We start from the raw sequence: 14,995 nt of genomic DNA, 5'->3' as shown, positions 1-14,995 counted from the left end.
ATCGTCCGGTCGGCGTGGTCGTGAACTCGGGCCAACAGTCGCATCGCTCAAGTCGTTTCAAGCGAACAACAAGAAGGTAAATATGCGCGTTGCCCCCAAGACGACCAACCGGCAACTGTTCAACACGATCTGGCCGTTTCTCGCCGTCGTCATCTCCCTTTTGGCGATGGCGGCGACGAGCCTCGCCATCATGTCGTCGGTGCGCGCGTATATCGGCGGTGAGAGCACCTGGTCGAAAGGACAGAAGGACGCCGTTTTCTATCTCGCGCGCTATGCGCAGACCGGCGAGGAACAGGCGTTCCGTCAATACGAAGACGCGATCGCGTATCCGCTGAACCTGAAGCGCGCGCGGCTCGCGCTCGACCGGCCCGACCCGAACGTGCCCGAGGCGCGCGCCGCGCTGCTCGCAAGCGGCGTCTATCCCGCCGACGTCGGCGCGGTGATCTGGGTGTTCCGCACGTTCCGGCGCGCGAGCTACTTCCAGGAAGCCGTCGCGTACTGGACGGCGGGCGATCTGCTCGTCGACCAGCTCACCGACGCCGGCCGGAAGCTGCGCGCCGCCGTCAGAAGCGGCCCTGCGGCTCGCGCCGAAGTGGACCGCCTCACCAACGAAGTGTGGAACATCAACGGTTCGATTGCGCCGATCTCGCGCGCATTCGCCGATGTGCTCGGCTCGGCGTTCCGTCAGACGGCGATGCTGCTGTTCACCGTGAACGTGGTGATCGCGGTGCTGCTCGTGTGCCTTTCAGCTTGGTATGCGCGACGCTTCATCCTCGCGCGGCTGGAAACCGAGAACGCGCTGCGCAAGAGCGAGGCGCGCGCGAAGGCGACGCTCGGTTCCATCGGCGAAGCGGTGATTTCCGTGGGACCGTCGGGCCTCGTCGAGTTCATCAACCCCGCCGCCGAAAAGCTCTTCTGCCGCGAAGCCGCCGCGTGCGTGAACCGGCCGCTGGGCGCGCTCGTCACAGTGGCGCGGGAATGGGACCGGCGCCCCGTCGATGTGATCGACGAGGCGCTCAAGGGCGCGGAACCGGAGGAAGCCGGCGGCGACCTCATTCTCACGAACGCGCTGGGCAAGGATATCGTCGTGCAGGCGATCACGTCGTTGGTGCGCGACACGTCGGACACGTTGACGGGCGTCGTGCTGCTGCTGAGAAACATGACGCGCGAGCGCGAGTACGTCTCGAACCTCGCGTGGCAGGCGACGCACGACGGCCTCACCGGGCTTCTGAACCGCACCGAATTCGAACGGCGCCTGAGCACCGCGCTCGATCCCGAGTCGGATATGGACGACTCGCATCGCGCGCAGATGCTGATGATGCTCGACCTCGACCAGTTCAAGGTCGTGAACGACACCTACGGCCACGCCGCCGGCGACGCGATGCTGCGCGAAGTCGCGCTCTTCATCGAACAATGCCTGCGCGAAGAAGACGTGCTCGGCCGCCTGGGCGGCGACGAGTTCGGCGCGCTGCTCTGCAATTGCGACAAGCATCGCGCGATGCAGATCGCCGAGCGTTTGCGCAAGGACGTCGCGGCGTTCGAATGGTCATGGGAGACGCATCGCCTGTCGACGAGCGTGAGCATCGGCGTGGTCGATCTGCGGCAAACCGGGCTCGACGTGGAAACCGCGATGCGTTACGGCGATATCGCCTGCTATCTCGCGAAGGAGCGCGGCCGCGACCGCGTGCATCTGGCCGTGCCCGGCGACAAGGAACTGACGCGCCACGCGAGCGAAATGTCGTGGTGCGGCCGCATCAAGGACGCGCTCGCGAACGACCGCTTCTGCCTCTATGCGCAGGACATTCAGGCCGCCGACCCGCGCGCGGGCCGACACGAAGAACCGGAGCACGTAGAGATTCTCTTGCGCATGGTCGGCGAACGCGGCGATATCGTGCCGCCGGGCCTGTTCATGCCGGCCGCCGAACGCTACGGCCTCATGTCGGCCATCGACCGCTGGGTCGTGCGCGCGGTCTTCTCGACGCTCGCGAATACGCCGCCCACCGATCGCATGCAGTACGCGATCAATCTGTCGGGCGCGTCGATCGGCGACGAGCGTTTCCTCCAGTTCCTCAACGAGCAGTTCGCCATCACCGGAGTCGCGCCCTCGGCGATCTGCTTCGAAGTGACCGAAACCACCGCCGTCGCCAATCTCGCCGCGGCCGCGCGCTTCATCCGCGAGTTGAAGAAGCGCGGCTGCAAGTTCGCGCTCGACGACTTCGGCGCGGGCATGTCGTCGTTCGGCTATCTGAAGCACTTGCCCGTCGACTACATCAAGATCGACGGCGGTTTCATCAAGGACATGCTCAAAGATGCCGTTAATCGCGACATGGTCGCCGCGATCAACGACATCGGCCATTCGATGGGCCGTCTGACGATCGCGGAGTACGTCGAAAGCGAAGCGATTCTGCGCGCATTGCGCGAGATGGGCGTCGATTTCGTTCAGGGTTTCCATGTTGGGCGCCCCGCGCCTTGGGCACAGCATGTCGAACCTATCAACATCTAATCAGGAGAACACGTTGGATCCGACTTTTCAGCGGGTGGGCGATTTGAAAGACATCGCAAGTTACCCGGCCTGGCTCGGCGATGTGCTGGCCGAAACCAAAGAAGCAAAGCTGGCCGTCGTCTCGCATCCCATTTTCGCGGCGATGCGCGAAGCCAAGCTCGAACCGCGTCAGGCAGAAGCGTTCCTCGTCAACGGCTGGCCCGTCGTCGAGCAGTTTCCGCAATACATGGCGATGAACCTCCAAAAGGTCCGCTACGGGCACTCGCGCGGCGAAGACCTGGCGCGGCGCTATCTGACGCGCAATATCCGCGTCGAGCAGAACCACGCGGATTACTGGGTCGACTGGGCCGCCGCGCACGACGTGAGCAAGCGCGACCTGATGAAGGCCAACGGTCCGTCGCTCGCCTATGCGCTCAGCCACTGGTGCTGGAAGAGCAGCAGCACGGACGCGCTCGCGGCGAGCATCGCGGCGACGAACTTCGCGATCGAAGGCGTGACCGGCGAATGGTCCACGCTCGTGTGCAGCACGGACACGTACGCGAACAGCTTCCCGGTGTCGATCCGCCGCAAGGCGATGCGCTGGCTCAGTCTGCACGCGCATTACGACGACGCGCATCCGTGGGAAGCGCTCGAGATCGTCGCGACGCTGCTCGGCAATGCGCCGGGCGTCGACGAAGTGCATGCGGTCAAGCGCAGCATCGCGATGAGCTACGAGTACTTCAAGATGAGCCTCGACTGCTGCCTGTAACCGCGAGCATCGCCGTTACGGCAAATGACGGCCCGCGCAGCGCGAAGGCGCGCTGCGCAGGACCTGTACCCTATCTGGACAAGAAGAATGAAAACGAAGCAAATCGCGTGTGCGGCGGCCGCAGCCTTGTGTGTCGGCGGCGCTCACGCACAGGCGGCGGGAAATATCGTCGTCAACGCGGGGTGGATGCACTTCGCGCCGCAAGATTCAAGCGGCCCGTTCAAGATCAACGCGCTGGGTCAGACGATGACCGCACCGGGCGCGGGCGCCTCGGTCAGCAATGCCGACACCTTCGCGATCACGACGACCTACTTCTTCACCGACCATATCGCCGCTGAAGCGGTGATGGGCGTGCCGCCGAAGTTCAATCTCGACGGCACCGGCTCGCTCGGCGCCATCGGCAAACTCGGCTCGACGCGCGAATGGAGCCCGACGCTTCTGTTGAAGTACTACTTCGGCAGCGCGCAGAGCCGCTTCCGTCCGTATATCGCGGCGGGCGGCGCGTACGTGTGGTTCACGGACGCGAAGCTCACCTCGCCGATGGCGAACGGCGCATTCCTCTATTCGAGCCAGTTCGGCAATGCGCTGACCGGCCCGACGACCGTGAGCTTCAGCAGTTCGTTCGCGCCCGTGGCCAACGCCGGCTTCACGTACAACTTCACGGACCACTGGTCCGCGTCGTTCTCGCTGTCGTACATGTGGCTGTCGGCGCGCGCGCGTCTGGAGACGCAATCGGCCGTCGGCACCGTGCGCAGCGAATCGAAGATCAAGCTCAACCCGATCGTGAGCTTCCTCTCGGTCGGCTACAAGTTCTGACGACGCGCCGCCGCGCTCTCGCGCCGGGCGGCGCTGCGGGCCGTCAGGACTTTTGTCCCCTGCCCGTTTTCGCCTGAAGCTCGTCGATCCTGCGCGACGCATCCGCCTTCGAAAGCGATGCGTCGAACGGCTCCTTCGCCTCTTCCGAAAGCGTCTTCAGATACGACGCCTGCGCGCCCGTCATCGGCTCGTCGCCGGTCACCCACTCGTCGGGGTCCTTCTCGGCGTTCGATGTCGGGGACGCCTTCGGGTTGTCGATACGCGGATCGCTCTGATCGTCCTGATCGTCCTGAGCATCCTGACGCTCTGCGTTTTCGGTCGGTTGTCCTTTCATGGCCGCTTCCTCCTGCGATGTCTGTTAGCGCGTCTTGTCCATGCAAGCTGCGTGCCTCGTCACAACGTACGCATCTGCACGCCGTGACGCGGGCCGTGCGCGCGCAGGCCGGCTTCGAACTGCGATAGCGTCATCGGCGGCGGCGGTTCGGCTTGCGGACCGAGTTCGGCAAGCGCGCGGCCAAAGCGCGCGAACGTCGCGAAGTCGCGCGGATAGCGGCGCGTATCCACGCCCAGGAAGCGCCCTTCTCGCCTGCTTCGTTCGATCAACGCGCGCCACTTTGCAATCGGCGTCACGCCGACGCCTTCGGTGCCGTGCGAGAACAGCATCAGGTCGATCTCATCGAACGATTCGGTTTCCAGGAAGCGCCGCAGCGTTTCGGCGGACGGGTCCGTGCAGAACACGAGCCATAGCGGAATCGCGCGCAGGCGCAGCGTCGTGTACGGGTCCATCAGAATGAACGAATCGACGACGAGCCGCGCCGCATCCACGTTCATGCTGCGATACCAGTCACGAATCATCCGCGCCGCGACGAAGCTAAACGACTCCGGCTCGTCGAAGCGCATTTCCACGACGCGCCAGTTCTTCTCGCGGGCGAGCGCCACGATGCTCCCGGTCAGCGCGGCATCGAAGCCCCATTCGGCTTCGGGCGCGCGCTCGGTGGGCGCGGGCGGTTGCCATCGCGGCCAGCGCGAGCGGTAACGACGCAGATACTCGGTCACGCGCGGACTGCCTTCGAAATACTCGGCCTCGGTCGCGCCGCCGAGCGCGCCGAACTGATACACGGACCGCTCGCTCGTGCGCGTGACCGGCCAGTCGCGCGTGCAGGTGTGGATGTAGATGGTCGCGTTCGGCGCGAGGCTGCGCAGCAGGAACTCGCGATACGCCAGCGGCAACGCGCGCATCTTCAGCCGGAAGTAGCTCATTGCCGCCAACATCAGCCGGTCCTGATTCGGGTCCTGCATGTGATGCACGGCGATGCGCGGATCGGCGGCGAGCAAGTCCTCGACGATGCGCAAGCCTTCGCGAAAGCCGCGCTCGGCGTCGTCGGGATCGGAGAACGGCGCGCGCACCGGACACATGAACGTCTGCGGCAGCCACGGCACGCCCATCGCGGCGGCCAGATGCATGAGCGCGCCATTCGACGAGCCGATGAACGCCGCATCGAACGTCCGTTGCGGATACAGCCCCGCGATCCATTCGCCGATGCCTTCCACATCCAGCTTGCGGGCCGCGTGCGGCGCGATGCCCTCGGTCATGCCGCCGATCGAATACGCCCATTCGCGCGGCCGACGCGGCAACTGGTTCAACGCGGGCATCAGGCTGTCGAAGAGCGGCGACTGGCTCGGACTCGTGAACCGCTCGCCGTGCAACGAGGCCGCGAGCGCCTGCACCATGCCGGCGGCGGAATCGAAACGCGCGATGCCGGGTGGAGGTCTCGTCATGCGCGCGCGGCTCCGTTGTCGTGATTGACGCCATCGACGCCACCGAGCAGAAACGGGCGAATGGCGAGCGCCATGCTATGCGGATACACATAGTTGAGCGTATGCGTGCCGCCTTCGATGACGAGCAGTTCGCCATGCGGCAGGCGCTGCGCCACTTCGCGCGCCCATGCGAGCGGCGCCACCGGATCGCGCGAACCCACGACGACGAGCGTCGGCGCCTGCACCCGCGAGAGCTTGTCCTCGATGCGGTCGCGCACGAGTTCGCGCATCGTCGCAGACGCGCGCAAGAGTCCAGCTTTCGCATAGTCGATGCGCCCGAGCGCCGCCGCCGACCGCGCCCGTTCCAGCCGCCCGTTGCGCCAGTCGCGCAGCATCTGCACGGGCAGAAAACGCGCCGCGCGATCGACCGTCGGCCCTTGCAGCACGAGCTTGTCGACGCAGCCGTGAAAGCGCGCCGCAAAGTCCGCGAGTATCTGACAGCCGAACGAATTGCCGATGAACACGGCCTTGTCGATGCCGCGCGCCGCGAGCCACAGGCGCAGCGCATCGGCGAGTTCGGGCACGGTGAGCGCGCGCTCGCGCGTCGGGCTTTCGCCGAAGCCGGGAAGATCGGGCGCGTGAACGTCGAGGCCGTCGATGGCATCGCGCAGGGCGAGCGCGAGCGGCTCCATGTAGCGGCTGGAAATGACGAGGCCGTGCACCAGCACCACTGGCACCATCGGCACCATCGGCACGCGCGAGCCACGCCCTTCGCGCAGCGCCTGCCGCGAGAATATACGGTAAGGACCGGCCTGCGTCGTGCGCGCGGTGATGCCGGCGTTCGCGCTGGCTTCGGAGAGCGCGGGCGTGCGCTTGAGCCGCTTCCATTCGACGGCCGCCCATGCGGCGAGCGCGCACGTGCCCGCTACCGCGAGCGCAGGCCAGGCGGAGCGTGCGGATCGCGCAACGTGTGCGGATGCGTGTGATCGAACGCGTCGTGTCATGCCCTCGACGAGCGAATCGCGTGCCCGCTCCGCGTCATCGCTTCACGCCATCGCTTCACGCCATCGCTTCACGCCATCACGAGATGCTCCGCCGGAATGCCGGGCGAGCGTCCGGCGAGGCGCTCGAATTCGAACGGATCGTGGCTGCAAAACACCGTCAGCTCGGAACCGGCCGTGCGGCACAGTTCGCGCAGCCGCGCCTGATTGCGCAGCCGGGCCGCGCGGTCCTTCTCCAGCATCCACTGATAGAACGCGAGACCGGGCGTGCAGCGCGGCCGCTCGGCGTCCATCTCGGTGTGGAAGAAATACGCATCGGCGGCGAGCAACAGCCACCGGTCATCCTTGCGCACGGCAATGCCCGCGTGCCCGAACGTGTGGCCGGGCAGCGGCACGAACGCGATGTCGTCGCGAAAGCCCGGCAGCGGCCGCACGCTGTCGAAGCCGCGCCACTTCTCGCCGTCCGCGCGATGCACTTTCCAGTTGCCACGCGTCGACCACTGCTGCGGACGAAACCGCTGCCGGTCGAGCCACGTCTTCTGCGCGAGCGCATAGTCGCGCTCGATTTGCAGCATATGAACGGTCGCCTGCGGAAAATCGTCGAGTCCGCCCGCGTGATCGAAGTCCAGATGACTCATCAGAATGTGGCGGACATCGCTCGCTCTGAAGCCGAGCCGCTCGATCTGCCGCACCGCCGTCATCTCCTCGCGGAAATCGGGCTTCAGCATGAACAGGAAGAACGTGCTCAGGCGGCTCTGCGGATTGGCGACATCGCGCAGGCCGAAGCCCGTATCGACGAGCACGAGGCCGTCGTTCGTTTCGATCAGCAGGCAATGACAGGTGAGTTCGCCGCGACGCAAGAGGCTCGGCGTGCGCCCGTCGAAGAGCTTGCCGCCGAGCGGACAACTCGAAATGCAATTCAGATGATGAACGCGCATGGCGGCTCGATCCCCGCGTTGACCGGTCGCGCGGCGCTTACGACTGTCCGCCGCCCGCGGGTTTCACTTCGGACAAGTCGTCCGCCTTGACTTCGGCTTCGCGCACAGTCGTGCCTTCGTCGTCGGTCTCGGAAATGTCGGTGGTGAAGGTTTCGTCGCTGCCGCCTTGCGCTTCTTCGTTCTCGTCTTGCGACTGTTCCGGCTTGCCGTTTTGCGATGACGTGCTCATGTCGATCTCCTGATGGTTCGGTGTCGGGAAGTGCTCGTTGCAGCGAGCCGTCGCGGCGCCCGTGTCGGCGTCGCATAAGCGGCCCGCGCCGCACGGCCACCGTCAAGCAATCGCGGTGCCTTCGCTCGCAGCGGGCGCAACGCAAGGCGCCGGAACGGTGATTGCTTCGTTCACCCGAGGAGCAACGCGAGCGAACGGAGGCATCGATGCGCAACCGGCGTGAACTGTCGAACGAATTGAGCGGAGCATGCGAATCGTGCGGATCGCGTGGCTCGGACGCCTTCATGCCGCTCGCGGCGGGCGTCGTGGCCGGTCTCGCGGCGGCGGCAGGCGTTCTGATCGGACGCCGCGCGAATGCCATCGCGCGCGTGGGCGAAGGTCATTCGGCCAAGCATCGGCTGCTCGATCTCGCATCGGGCGTCATGCAGCCGAAGTATCCGCTTCAGGCCATGAGCACATGGCTCAACGGCTTTCACATGTATGCGGACGACATGGGCCGTCAGGTCGAGGCGCATCACTTCTGCATCCATCTTCGGCACGACTTGCACCAATGCGTGATCTTCGATTCGAACCGGCCGGACGCGCGTCTCATCGGCATCGAATACATCATTTCGGAAGAGCGGTTCAGGCAGTTGCCGGCGGAAGAGAAACGCCTGTGGCACAGCCACCACTACGAAGTGAAGTCCGGCACTCTGATTGCGCCGGGCATTCCGGAACTCGCCGAGCGCGCCTATTTTCAGGACCTCGTGTCGACGTACGGCAAGACGTTTCATACGTGGCAGATCGACCGCGATGAATTTCCGTACGGCCCGCCGCAATTGATGATGGGCTTCACGCAGGACGGTCAGGTGAACGAGGCGATGGTCGCCGAACGCGACGCGCGTCTCGGCGTCTCGTCCGAAGACCGCAAGCGCAGACGCTACGGCATTCCGGTGCCGGACATCGCGGAGGGCGCGAATGCGTGGGAAAGCGGCACGTCGGTGCAGACGACGCTCGTCGAAGTCCCGTTCAGGGACGTGAGCGGGTCGTCGTGATTCCATAACGAAGCACGAAGCACGGAGGACGAAAGCATGGTCAGGAACAGGAACAGCACAACCCGGGTTGCGACGCTCGCCGCGCTGCTCATCGCGCTGTCGCTCACGGCGGGCTGCAAGCGCGGCGACGACGCGGGCAGCGGAGCGGGCAGCACAGCGGGCAGCACAGCGGGCGGCGGCGCGGCAAGCGATACGTCGGCGGCGGCCGCATCGGCGTCGATGGGCTCCGCACCGATGGCGTCGGCGCCGGCTGCGGCGAGCTTCCCCGCGACCGCCGCGAGCGACGCACCCGCAGGCGCGAGCCAGTAGTCAGGCGGCTGCGGCGTCAGTCGCGGCTGGAACCCCACTTCACAGGAGAAATGAGAATGGCGAACAACCAGTCCGGCGGATCGAACAGCATGTTCATCGACATGCAGAAGGCGCTGAAAGGCATCGACTATCCCGCCGACAAGCAGACGCTCCTCGACACCGCTCGCAGCAACGGCGCGAGCGAGGAGGTCACGAACGCGCTCGACGCGTTGCCCGATCAGGAATACGAAAGTCCCGCAGCCGTATCGAAGGCGGTGGGTCAGGAGAGTTGAAATTCTTTCCTCCGCCGCGTCGGCCGCGGCTGCCGCAGCGCGGCCGGCGCGCATTTTTATTCTTTCGATAGGAGAACCTGATGAGCATTTTCTCGACCATTCTGAACAAGATCTTCCCGCACGATCACCCGGCCGCCACCGCATCGGGCGGCGCGACACCGCCTGCCGCGACCAATGCAACCGGCGGCGCACCCGCAGCGGCGCAGGCCAGCCCGGCCGCGACGTCGGCGGCGCCGGCCACGTCGGGCGCCGAGCCCGCGCGTCCGCCCGTCACGCCGATGCCTGAAGTGGATGTCGAAGCGATCCTCTCGCAGAAGCAGCAGCAGAACGGCGCGAATCTGAACTGGCGCACGTCAATCGTCGACCTGATGAAGCTGCTCGGCCTCGACAGCAGTCTTCAGGCGCGCAAGGAACTCGCATCCGAGCTGCACTACACGGGCAACACGGACGACTCCGCATCCATGAACATCTGGCTGCACAAGGAAGTGATGAAGAAGCTCGCCGAGAACGGCGGCAAGGTGCCGGACGACCTGAAGAGCTGACGCCTCTCGCGGCCGGTTCCGCACTGCTCCGCGTGGTCATCGGAGTTCGGCACAGCGAATGCTTAGGACCTGCGTCGACTCCTTTCTCAATGATCCCGGCCATGAAAGAACCGGTCTCGCGACGCGCGAAGCTCGTCTTGTTCCCGTGGAAGAAGGACCATGCGGCCAAGCCCGGCCTCAACGAAGACGACTACGCGGTGTACGCGTCGTATCGGCCGCACGTGAGCGGCGGCTTCGTCGGTACGCTGAAGGTCGTGCGGCTGACGGATGCGCGCCTGCTCTATCCCTTCGACGGCGCCGAGGAACTCGGCCCGTTCGATTCCAAGGACGCCGCGAAGAACGCCGCGCAGACGCGCGGCAAGCAGATCGTCGACGCGGATCTCAAGACGCCTGAACTTTGAACGACGCCGCGCGCCGCGTGGTGGATCATCGCGTGAGGGACCATTCGGTCTGCGCCGCGCCTGCCTTCATCGCCCATTCGGCGAACGGCGGCAATTCACGCGCGTTCGGCGCGCCGTACCAGCGGACCTCGTAACGCTCTTCGACGCGATCCCCCGGCTGTCCCGACGCGCCCGCCACGGCGGCGAGACGGCAGCCGCGCGCGCGCATCGATTCGACGAGCGCTTCCTTCGAGAAGCGTCCGGGCTCGTAGGTGATCTTCAGTTGTGCCTGATTTTCGCGCGGAATCCGCACTTCGATTGCCTTCATGAACCACAGCACGATGATGCCGAGCACGACGCCCGCGACGCCGAGCCCGAGTTGCCCGCCGCCGAAGCACAGGCCGACGACCGTCACGAACCACAGCGTCGCCGCCGTCGTCACGCCTTTGACGAGTCCGTCCTTGCGCATGATCGCGCCCGCGCCGATGAACCCGACGCCCGACAGAATGCCGAGCGGCAGGCGCATCACGTCCAGTTGAACGAAGGACTCCGGCGTCTTGCCCGACTGCGACAGCAGCGCGTTGACTTCGAGCATGGAGAGGCACGCGGCGAGGCAGACGAGCAGCGTCGTGCGTAGGCCCGCGACCTTGCCGGATTCGCCCCGGTCGAAGCCGATCAGGGTGCCTGCCACCGCGGCCAACAGCAGGCGGATGAAGACGTCGCGCCATTCGAGGGTGAGCGGCATCAGCCCCATGGTCGTTCTCCCTTTTTGTTGTGGTTTTGGGCCGGGCTTGTTTGCGGCCCATGTGGGGGATGTCAAGCAAATGTCGAACCAGAGGTGTTTGGGGAGTTCGAAGGGCGGGCTTGGTTCCGCGATTCGATGCGCGAGCTTTGATGCGACGCGACGCGCAGAAGGCGGCATGCGGTGCGATCGTGCCTCAAGGACGTAGCGAACGTGCGAACAGCACGCGCGGACGTTTCCGGTACGCGAAACCGGTTGCGGATCGGCGCGTGCGGCGAGCAGCCTTACCACAGCGACTTACCACCTAATGCTCTCGCATCAGCAGGCGCTTCGGGCCGTCAGCGACCGGCTGGAATACGCGAGCTCAGTCTCAGGGCTTCGCGTCCGGCGAGCCGCATCATCAAAGCGAATCGAGGCCTACCGCAGGCGCATAACACGAGCGCGACCGCAAACCCAGTGCGGCCAATGCGGCGACTCATGCCACTAGTCGCCCTCGCCAAGCTGGCTGCCACCGAATTGCAAAGCGGCGCGACGCAATGCGCCGCACCGACCTACCTCCGCCGAATCGCATACAACGAAGTCGGCAGCGCGATCGGGTTATCGGGCTTGAACCAGCTCATGTCCGGAATGCGCGAGTCGGGTCACATACACGGTGCCGTCCGGTCCTTGCGTGAACGTGTCGGGCCAGCGCAGTTGCGGATCGCGCAGCAGCGTCCAGAGCCGATCGCCCTCGCGCACGCGCACCGCGTGATCCTCGACGCCCGACACGTACAGCCGGCCGCGCCGGTCGAAGAGCAGCCCGTCCGCCGGACCGTCGATGCCCACCGTCTCCACGCGCGACGACACCTGCTGCGCGCTCAGTTGCGGATTCTGCAGCGCGTCGGTGGCGATGCGATACAGCGTCTTGCCCTTCACCGCCTGCCAGTACAGATAGCGGCCGTCGGGCGTGAGCGCGATGCCATCGGCCGAGAAGTTCACGCCGCGGCCATCGGTCTGACGCAGCGGCTTGCCGTCGACGGTCACGGTCACGGTCTTGTCCGCCTGCGTGCTCGGATCGCCGTCGAGCAGTCGCCGCGCGACGCCCGTCGTCCGGTCGATCACGACGATCGCGCCGCGCGCCCCGGAGTCGGTGATGTAGACGAAGCGGCCATCCGGGCTCAGGCGCACGTCGTTCAGATAGCTGCCTTGCGGCGCGATGCTCTCGTCGAAATGAAACACATGCGCGATCTGGTTCGTCGAAAGATCGATCTGCGCGAGCTTCGGCGCGCCCGGCACGACGAGCGACTGCGCCGGCGCGCCGGGGTCCAGCACCCAGAGATTGCCCTGTTTATCCGCCACGACCGACTGCACGCACACCCAATGATCCTCAGGCGGAACTTCGTCGCGGCGCGCGTTGCGCCATGCGTTCCACTCGGCATCGGGGAACGGCCGCAGGTCGCCGCTCGCGCCGAGTTCCGCCACCGAGATCGGCGCGTCCTCCGTCCAGCGCGGGAAATTGACGAAGGTGCGGCCGGTCGGCGAGACGGTCACGCCCGTGACCTGATGCTCGAACCGCGCGACGAGTTGCAGCCGCGCGCCGCCGTGGTGCTCGCTCGCGGCGAGATCGCCGGATGGGTCCTCTGCGAGCGCGGGTTGCGCAACGAATGCAAATGCGAGGCTTGCGGCGGCGACACAGCGGCTCAGTCGGTACATGGTCGGCTCCTGCTTAGTCAATAGGCGTCGCGCGTCTGGCGCACATAGCGCCGCGCCATCATCACGAGCAGCACGGCAGCCGCGCCGGTCAACGCCGCGCGTGCGCCCGCCGGTTGCAGGCGCGCGCCGGTGTACAGGCTGAATTCGCGCACCCGGCCGTTCTTGCCCGAGCGTTCGCGCAGATCGCCGCCGCCTTCGTAAAGCGCATCGCCGCTTTGCCTCGGTTCGCCCTTCACTTGCGCCTTCACGCCGAGCAGGCTCGTGATCGCGTCGTAAAGACGCGGCGCGCTCTGGCCGAAGCTCGCCATCGCCCGCGACGCGCCGCCGACATAGATATCGCGCTCCGGATGCACGGCCGCGTGAAGAATCGCCTTCGCGGCGACGTCGGGCGCATAGACCGGCGGCGGCAGCTTCGGCTCTTCGTCGAGATAGTTCTTCGCGTGCTCGACGAACAGCGTGTCGATGCCCGCGGGCTTGATGAGCGTCACCGACACCGGCGCCTTCTCGTTCTTCAGTTCGAGGCGCAGGGAGTTCGTGAAGCCCTTCACCGCGTGCTTCGATGCGACATACGGCCCTTGCAGCGGCACCGCGACATCGGATAGTTCGCTGCCCAGATTGATGAGCGCGCCGCCGCGTTCGCGCAAGTGTTTCAGCGCCACGCGCGAGCCGTTCACGACGCCCCAGTAGTTCGTCTCGAAGAGCTTGCGCTGGTCTTCGAGCGACACATCGGCGATGCGGCCGTAGACCGAAACGCCCGCGTTGTTGATCCACGTATCGAAGCCGCCGAAGCGGTCGATGGCGGCATCGGCGGCGGCCTGAAGCTGGGTTTCGTCGGCGACGTCGGCGGCCGTGTACGCGACGGCGGGCGCGCCCGCGCTAGTGAGTTCGTCGGCGAGCACGGCAAGCGCGGTTTCGTCGCGCGCCACGAGCATGAGACGCGCGCCGGCCTTCGCCGCGTGCCGGGCGGTGGCGAGACCGATCCCGCTCGTCGCGCCGGTGAGGACAATCGTCTGTTGATCGAGAGGCTTGAGTTTGATTCGCATGGCAGGTCCGGAAGGTGGGTATCCGGTTGCATGCAGCATCCCGCGTTCCTTGGCACGTCTGACGGTCGACGCGTCAGCCCGCAATGAGCGCTGAAAAGGCTTCGCGCATGTCGCTGACGAATGCATCGCATGCGACGGAAAGCGGCTGCGAAGCGGGCGTGACGATGTAGAAATGATCCGGCACGGCGGGCTCGAACGGCTTCACGGCCACGCGCTGACGCGCATACGCGGCGGTGACCGGATCGATCAGCGCGACGCCGGCGCCGTTCGCCACGAGCGCGACGATGGCCTGCGAAAGCTGCGCCTCGATGACTAGATCGCGGCTCACGTCATGATCGACGAAGACGCGGTCGATCGCGCTTCTTGCATCGAAGCTCAGTGGAAACGAAATGAAGCGCTCGCCGCGCAGATCGGCGGGGCGCAACGCGGGCTTGCGCGCCAGCCGATGTCCGCGCGGCACGATGCAGCGCATGACGGCATCGGCAAGACGCTCGCTGCGCACCGCGTGATGCGGAATCGGCTCAGCGATGAGCCCGACATCGCACTGTCCGGACGCCACTTTGTCGACCACCGTGGTCGCGCTGTGCGCGAGCAGCGTCACGTCGATGCCCGGATGCGTCTCGACGAAGCGCGCGATCACGGCGGGCAGCAGATCGAGCGCGACCGCGGGCGATCCGGCCACGCGCAGCGACCCGCGCCGCATCGCGCGAATCTGCTGCGCCGCCTGCGTGATGCGGTCGAGTCCGACGAACGCGCGCTCGACTTCCTCGAACAGCACGCGCGCCTCGGCGGTCGGCACGAGCCTGCCCTGCTGGCGCTCGAACAGCACGAACCCGACGCGGCTTTCGAGATCGGCGATCAGACGGCTCACGGCGGGCTGCGAGACATGCAGCGACGCGGCGGCGCGCGTCACCGTGTGGCGCAGCATCACGGCCCGAAAGGCTTCGATCTGGCGCAGGCGGAGGTCGGAGGCGGTCATAACACTGGA

The 14,995-nt window shown here is 66.1% G+C and carries 17 protein-coding genes; 8 read left to right on the top strand and 9 right to left on the bottom strand.

Annotated features, from left to right (window positions below; genetic code table 11):
- Nucleotides 1-82 precede the first annotated feature (82 nt).
- The 3 genes from NCR35_RS28885 (at nucleotide 83) to NCR35_RS28875 (ending at nucleotide 4,067) form a co-directional block, all read left to right on the top strand.
- Nucleotides 83-2,503 carry an EAL domain-containing protein gene (locus NCR35_RS28885; protein ID WP_250537324.1) on the top strand — a complete coding sequence of 807 codons (2,421 nt, stop codon included), beginning with the start codon at nucleotides 83-85 and terminating at the stop codon, nucleotides 2,501-2,503.
- Complete coding sequence (locus NCR35_RS28880) at nucleotides 2,481-3,251, top strand: iron-containing redox enzyme family protein (protein WP_502800131.1); 771 nt, start codon at nucleotides 2,481-2,483, stop codon at nucleotides 3,249-3,251. Before NCR35_RS28885 ends, NCR35_RS28880 begins: the two co-directional genes overlap by 23 nt.
- Nucleotides 3,252-3,338: 87 nt before the next feature.
- Complete coding sequence (locus tag NCR35_RS28875) at nucleotides 3,339-4,067, top strand: OmpW/AlkL family protein (protein ID WP_250537323.1); 729 nt, start codon at nucleotides 3,339-3,341, stop codon at nucleotides 4,065-4,067.
- Between the two features lie 43 nt (nucleotides 4,068-4,110).
- Here the strand turns inward: NCR35_RS28875 and NCR35_RS28870 are convergent, their stop codons facing one another.
- The 5 genes from NCR35_RS28870 to NCR35_RS28850 all read right to left on the bottom strand — a co-directional run bounded on the left by NCR35_RS28870 (nucleotide 4,111) and on the right by NCR35_RS28850 (nucleotide 7,993).
- Complete coding sequence (locus NCR35_RS28870) at nucleotides 4,111-4,401, bottom strand: DUF3072 domain-containing protein (protein ID WP_250537322.1); 291 nt, start codon at nucleotides 4,399-4,401, stop codon at nucleotides 4,111-4,113.
- A 59-nt stretch (nucleotides 4,402-4,460) separates the two neighbouring features.
- The gene (locus NCR35_RS28865) at nucleotides 4,461-5,846 is read right to left on the bottom strand and encodes a hypothetical protein (RefSeq protein WP_250537321.1); all 1,386 of its coding nucleotides are present in this window, start codon (nucleotides 5,844-5,846) and stop codon (nucleotides 4,461-4,463) included.
- Entirely contained in the window at nucleotides 5,843-6,829 is a 987-nt protein-coding gene (locus tag NCR35_RS28860) for an alpha/beta fold hydrolase (protein WP_250537320.1), read from the bottom strand. Before NCR35_RS28860 ends, NCR35_RS28865 begins: the two co-directional genes overlap by 4 nt.
- Nucleotides 6,830-6,897: 68 nt before the next feature.
- Complete coding sequence (locus tag NCR35_RS28855; protein WP_206469731.1) at nucleotides 6,898-7,764, bottom strand: MBL fold metallo-hydrolase; 867 nt, start codon at nucleotides 7,762-7,764, stop codon at nucleotides 6,898-6,900.
- 37 nt (nucleotides 7,765-7,801) lie between these two features.
- Complete coding sequence (locus NCR35_RS28850; RefSeq protein WP_250537319.1) at nucleotides 7,802-7,993, bottom strand: hypothetical protein; 192 nt, start codon at nucleotides 7,991-7,993, stop codon at nucleotides 7,802-7,804.
- A gap of 206 nt (nucleotides 7,994-8,199) precedes the next feature.
- Here NCR35_RS28850 and NCR35_RS28845 point away from each other — a divergent pair, with 206 nt between their 5' ends.
- The 5 genes from NCR35_RS28845 to NCR35_RS28825 all read left to right on the top strand — a co-directional run bounded on the left by NCR35_RS28845 (nucleotide 8,200) and on the right by NCR35_RS28825 (nucleotide 10,551).
- Nucleotides 8,200-9,027 carry an OBAP family protein gene (locus NCR35_RS28845; protein WP_250537318.1) on the top strand — a complete coding sequence of 276 codons (828 nt, stop codon included), beginning with the start codon at nucleotides 8,200-8,202 and terminating at the stop codon, nucleotides 9,025-9,027.
- A gap of 36 nt (nucleotides 9,028-9,063) precedes the next feature.
- Nucleotides 9,064-9,336, top strand: a complete 273-nt coding sequence (locus NCR35_RS28840; protein ID WP_250537317.1) for a hypothetical protein — start codon at nucleotides 9,064-9,066, stop codon at nucleotides 9,334-9,336.
- A 50-nt stretch (nucleotides 9,337-9,386) separates the two neighbouring features.
- Complete coding sequence (locus NCR35_RS28835; protein WP_175943669.1) at nucleotides 9,387-9,608, top strand: DUF2795 domain-containing protein; 222 nt, start codon at nucleotides 9,387-9,389, stop codon at nucleotides 9,606-9,608.
- Nucleotides 9,609-9,688: 80 nt separating this feature from the next.
- A complete protein-coding gene (locus NCR35_RS28830) occupies nucleotides 9,689-10,150 on the top strand; it encodes a DUF3597 domain-containing protein (protein WP_250537316.1) in 462 nt (153 codons plus the stop codon).
- 101 nt (nucleotides 10,151-10,251) lie between these two features.
- Nucleotides 10,252-10,551, top strand: a complete 300-nt coding sequence (locus tag NCR35_RS28825; RefSeq protein WP_241270027.1) for a DUF6723 family protein — start codon at nucleotides 10,252-10,254, stop codon at nucleotides 10,549-10,551.
- A 25-nt stretch (nucleotides 10,552-10,576) separates the two neighbouring features.
- Here the strand turns inward: NCR35_RS28825 and NCR35_RS28820 are convergent, their stop codons facing one another.
- The 4 genes from NCR35_RS28820 to NCR35_RS28805 all read right to left on the bottom strand — a co-directional run bounded on the left by NCR35_RS28820 (nucleotide 10,577) and on the right by NCR35_RS28805 (nucleotide 14,986).
- The gene (locus NCR35_RS28820) at nucleotides 10,577-11,284 is read right to left on the bottom strand and encodes an MgtC/SapB family protein (RefSeq protein ID WP_250537315.1); all 708 of its coding nucleotides are present in this window, start codon (nucleotides 11,282-11,284) and stop codon (nucleotides 10,577-10,579) included.
- Between the two features lie 585 nt (nucleotides 11,285-11,869).
- A complete protein-coding gene (locus NCR35_RS28815) occupies nucleotides 11,870-12,964 on the bottom strand; it encodes an L-dopachrome tautomerase-related protein (protein WP_350029239.1) in 1,095 nt (364 codons plus the stop codon).
- Nucleotides 12,965-12,981: 17 nt separating this feature from the next.
- Nucleotides 12,982-14,007, bottom strand: a complete 1,026-nt coding sequence (locus tag NCR35_RS28810) for an SDR family oxidoreductase (RefSeq protein WP_250537314.1) — start codon at nucleotides 14,005-14,007, stop codon at nucleotides 12,982-12,984.
- A 73-nt stretch (nucleotides 14,008-14,080) separates the two neighbouring features.
- A complete protein-coding gene (locus NCR35_RS28805) occupies nucleotides 14,081-14,986 on the bottom strand; it encodes a LysR substrate-binding domain-containing protein (RefSeq protein ID WP_250537313.1) in 906 nt (301 codons plus the stop codon).
- Nucleotides 14,987-14,995: the final 9 nt, after the last annotated feature.

Origin of the sequence: Caballeronia sp. AZ10_KS36 (assembly GCF_023631105.1) — a bacterium.
Classification (GTDB): domain Bacteria; phylum Pseudomonadota; class Gammaproteobacteria; order Burkholderiales; family Burkholderiaceae; genus Caballeronia.
Note: the sequence above shows the minus strand (reverse complement) of the source record. Positions and strands in the feature narration are given on the sequence as shown.

Coding starts and splice junctions, on each gene's coding strand:
- NCR35_RS28885 (WP_250537324.1), top strand. CDS start 83: ATGCGCGTTGCCCCCAAGACGACCAACCGGCAACTGTTCAACACGATC.
- NCR35_RS28880 (WP_502800131.1), top strand. CDS start 2,481: ATGTCGAACCTATCAACATCTAATCAGGAGAACACGTTGGATCCGACT.
- NCR35_RS28875 (WP_250537323.1), top strand. CDS start 3,339: ATGAAAACGAAGCAAATCGCGTGTGCGGCGGCCGCAGCCTTGTGTGTC.
- NCR35_RS28870 (WP_250537322.1), bottom strand. CDS start 4,401: ATGAAAGGACAACCGACCGAAAACGCAGAGCGTCAGGATGCTCAGGAC.
- NCR35_RS28865 (WP_250537321.1), bottom strand. CDS start 5,846: ATGACGAGACCTCCACCCGGCATCGCGCGTTTCGATTCCGCCGCCGGC.
- NCR35_RS28860 (WP_250537320.1), bottom strand. CDS start 6,829: ATGACACGACGCGTTCGATCACACGCATCCGCACACGTTGCGCGATCC.
- NCR35_RS28855 (WP_206469731.1), bottom strand. CDS start 7,764: ATGCGCGTTCATCATCTGAATTGCATTTCGAGTTGTCCGCTCGGCGGC.
- NCR35_RS28850 (WP_250537319.1), bottom strand. CDS start 7,993: ATGAGCACGTCATCGCAAAACGGCAAGCCGGAACAGTCGCAAGACGAG.
- NCR35_RS28845 (WP_250537318.1), top strand. CDS start 8,200: ATGCGCAACCGGCGTGAACTGTCGAACGAATTGAGCGGAGCATGCGAA.
- NCR35_RS28840 (WP_250537317.1), top strand. CDS start 9,064: ATGGTCAGGAACAGGAACAGCACAACCCGGGTTGCGACGCTCGCCGCG.
- NCR35_RS28835 (WP_175943669.1), top strand. CDS start 9,387: ATGAGAATGGCGAACAACCAGTCCGGCGGATCGAACAGCATGTTCATC.
- NCR35_RS28830 (WP_250537316.1), top strand. CDS start 9,689: ATGAGCATTTTCTCGACCATTCTGAACAAGATCTTCCCGCACGATCAC.
- NCR35_RS28825 (WP_241270027.1), top strand. CDS start 10,252: ATGAAAGAACCGGTCTCGCGACGCGCGAAGCTCGTCTTGTTCCCGTGG.
- NCR35_RS28820 (WP_250537315.1), bottom strand. CDS start 11,284: ATGGGGCTGATGCCGCTCACCCTCGAATGGCGCGACGTCTTCATCCGC.
- NCR35_RS28815 (WP_350029239.1), bottom strand. CDS start 12,964: ATGTACCGACTGAGCCGCTGTGTCGCCGCCGCAAGCCTCGCATTTGCA.
- NCR35_RS28810 (WP_250537314.1), bottom strand. CDS start 14,007: ATGCGAATCAAACTCAAGCCTCTCGATCAACAGACGATTGTCCTCACC.
- NCR35_RS28805 (WP_250537313.1), bottom strand. CDS start 14,986: ATGACCGCCTCCGACCTCCGCCTGCGCCAGATCGAAGCCTTTCGGGCC.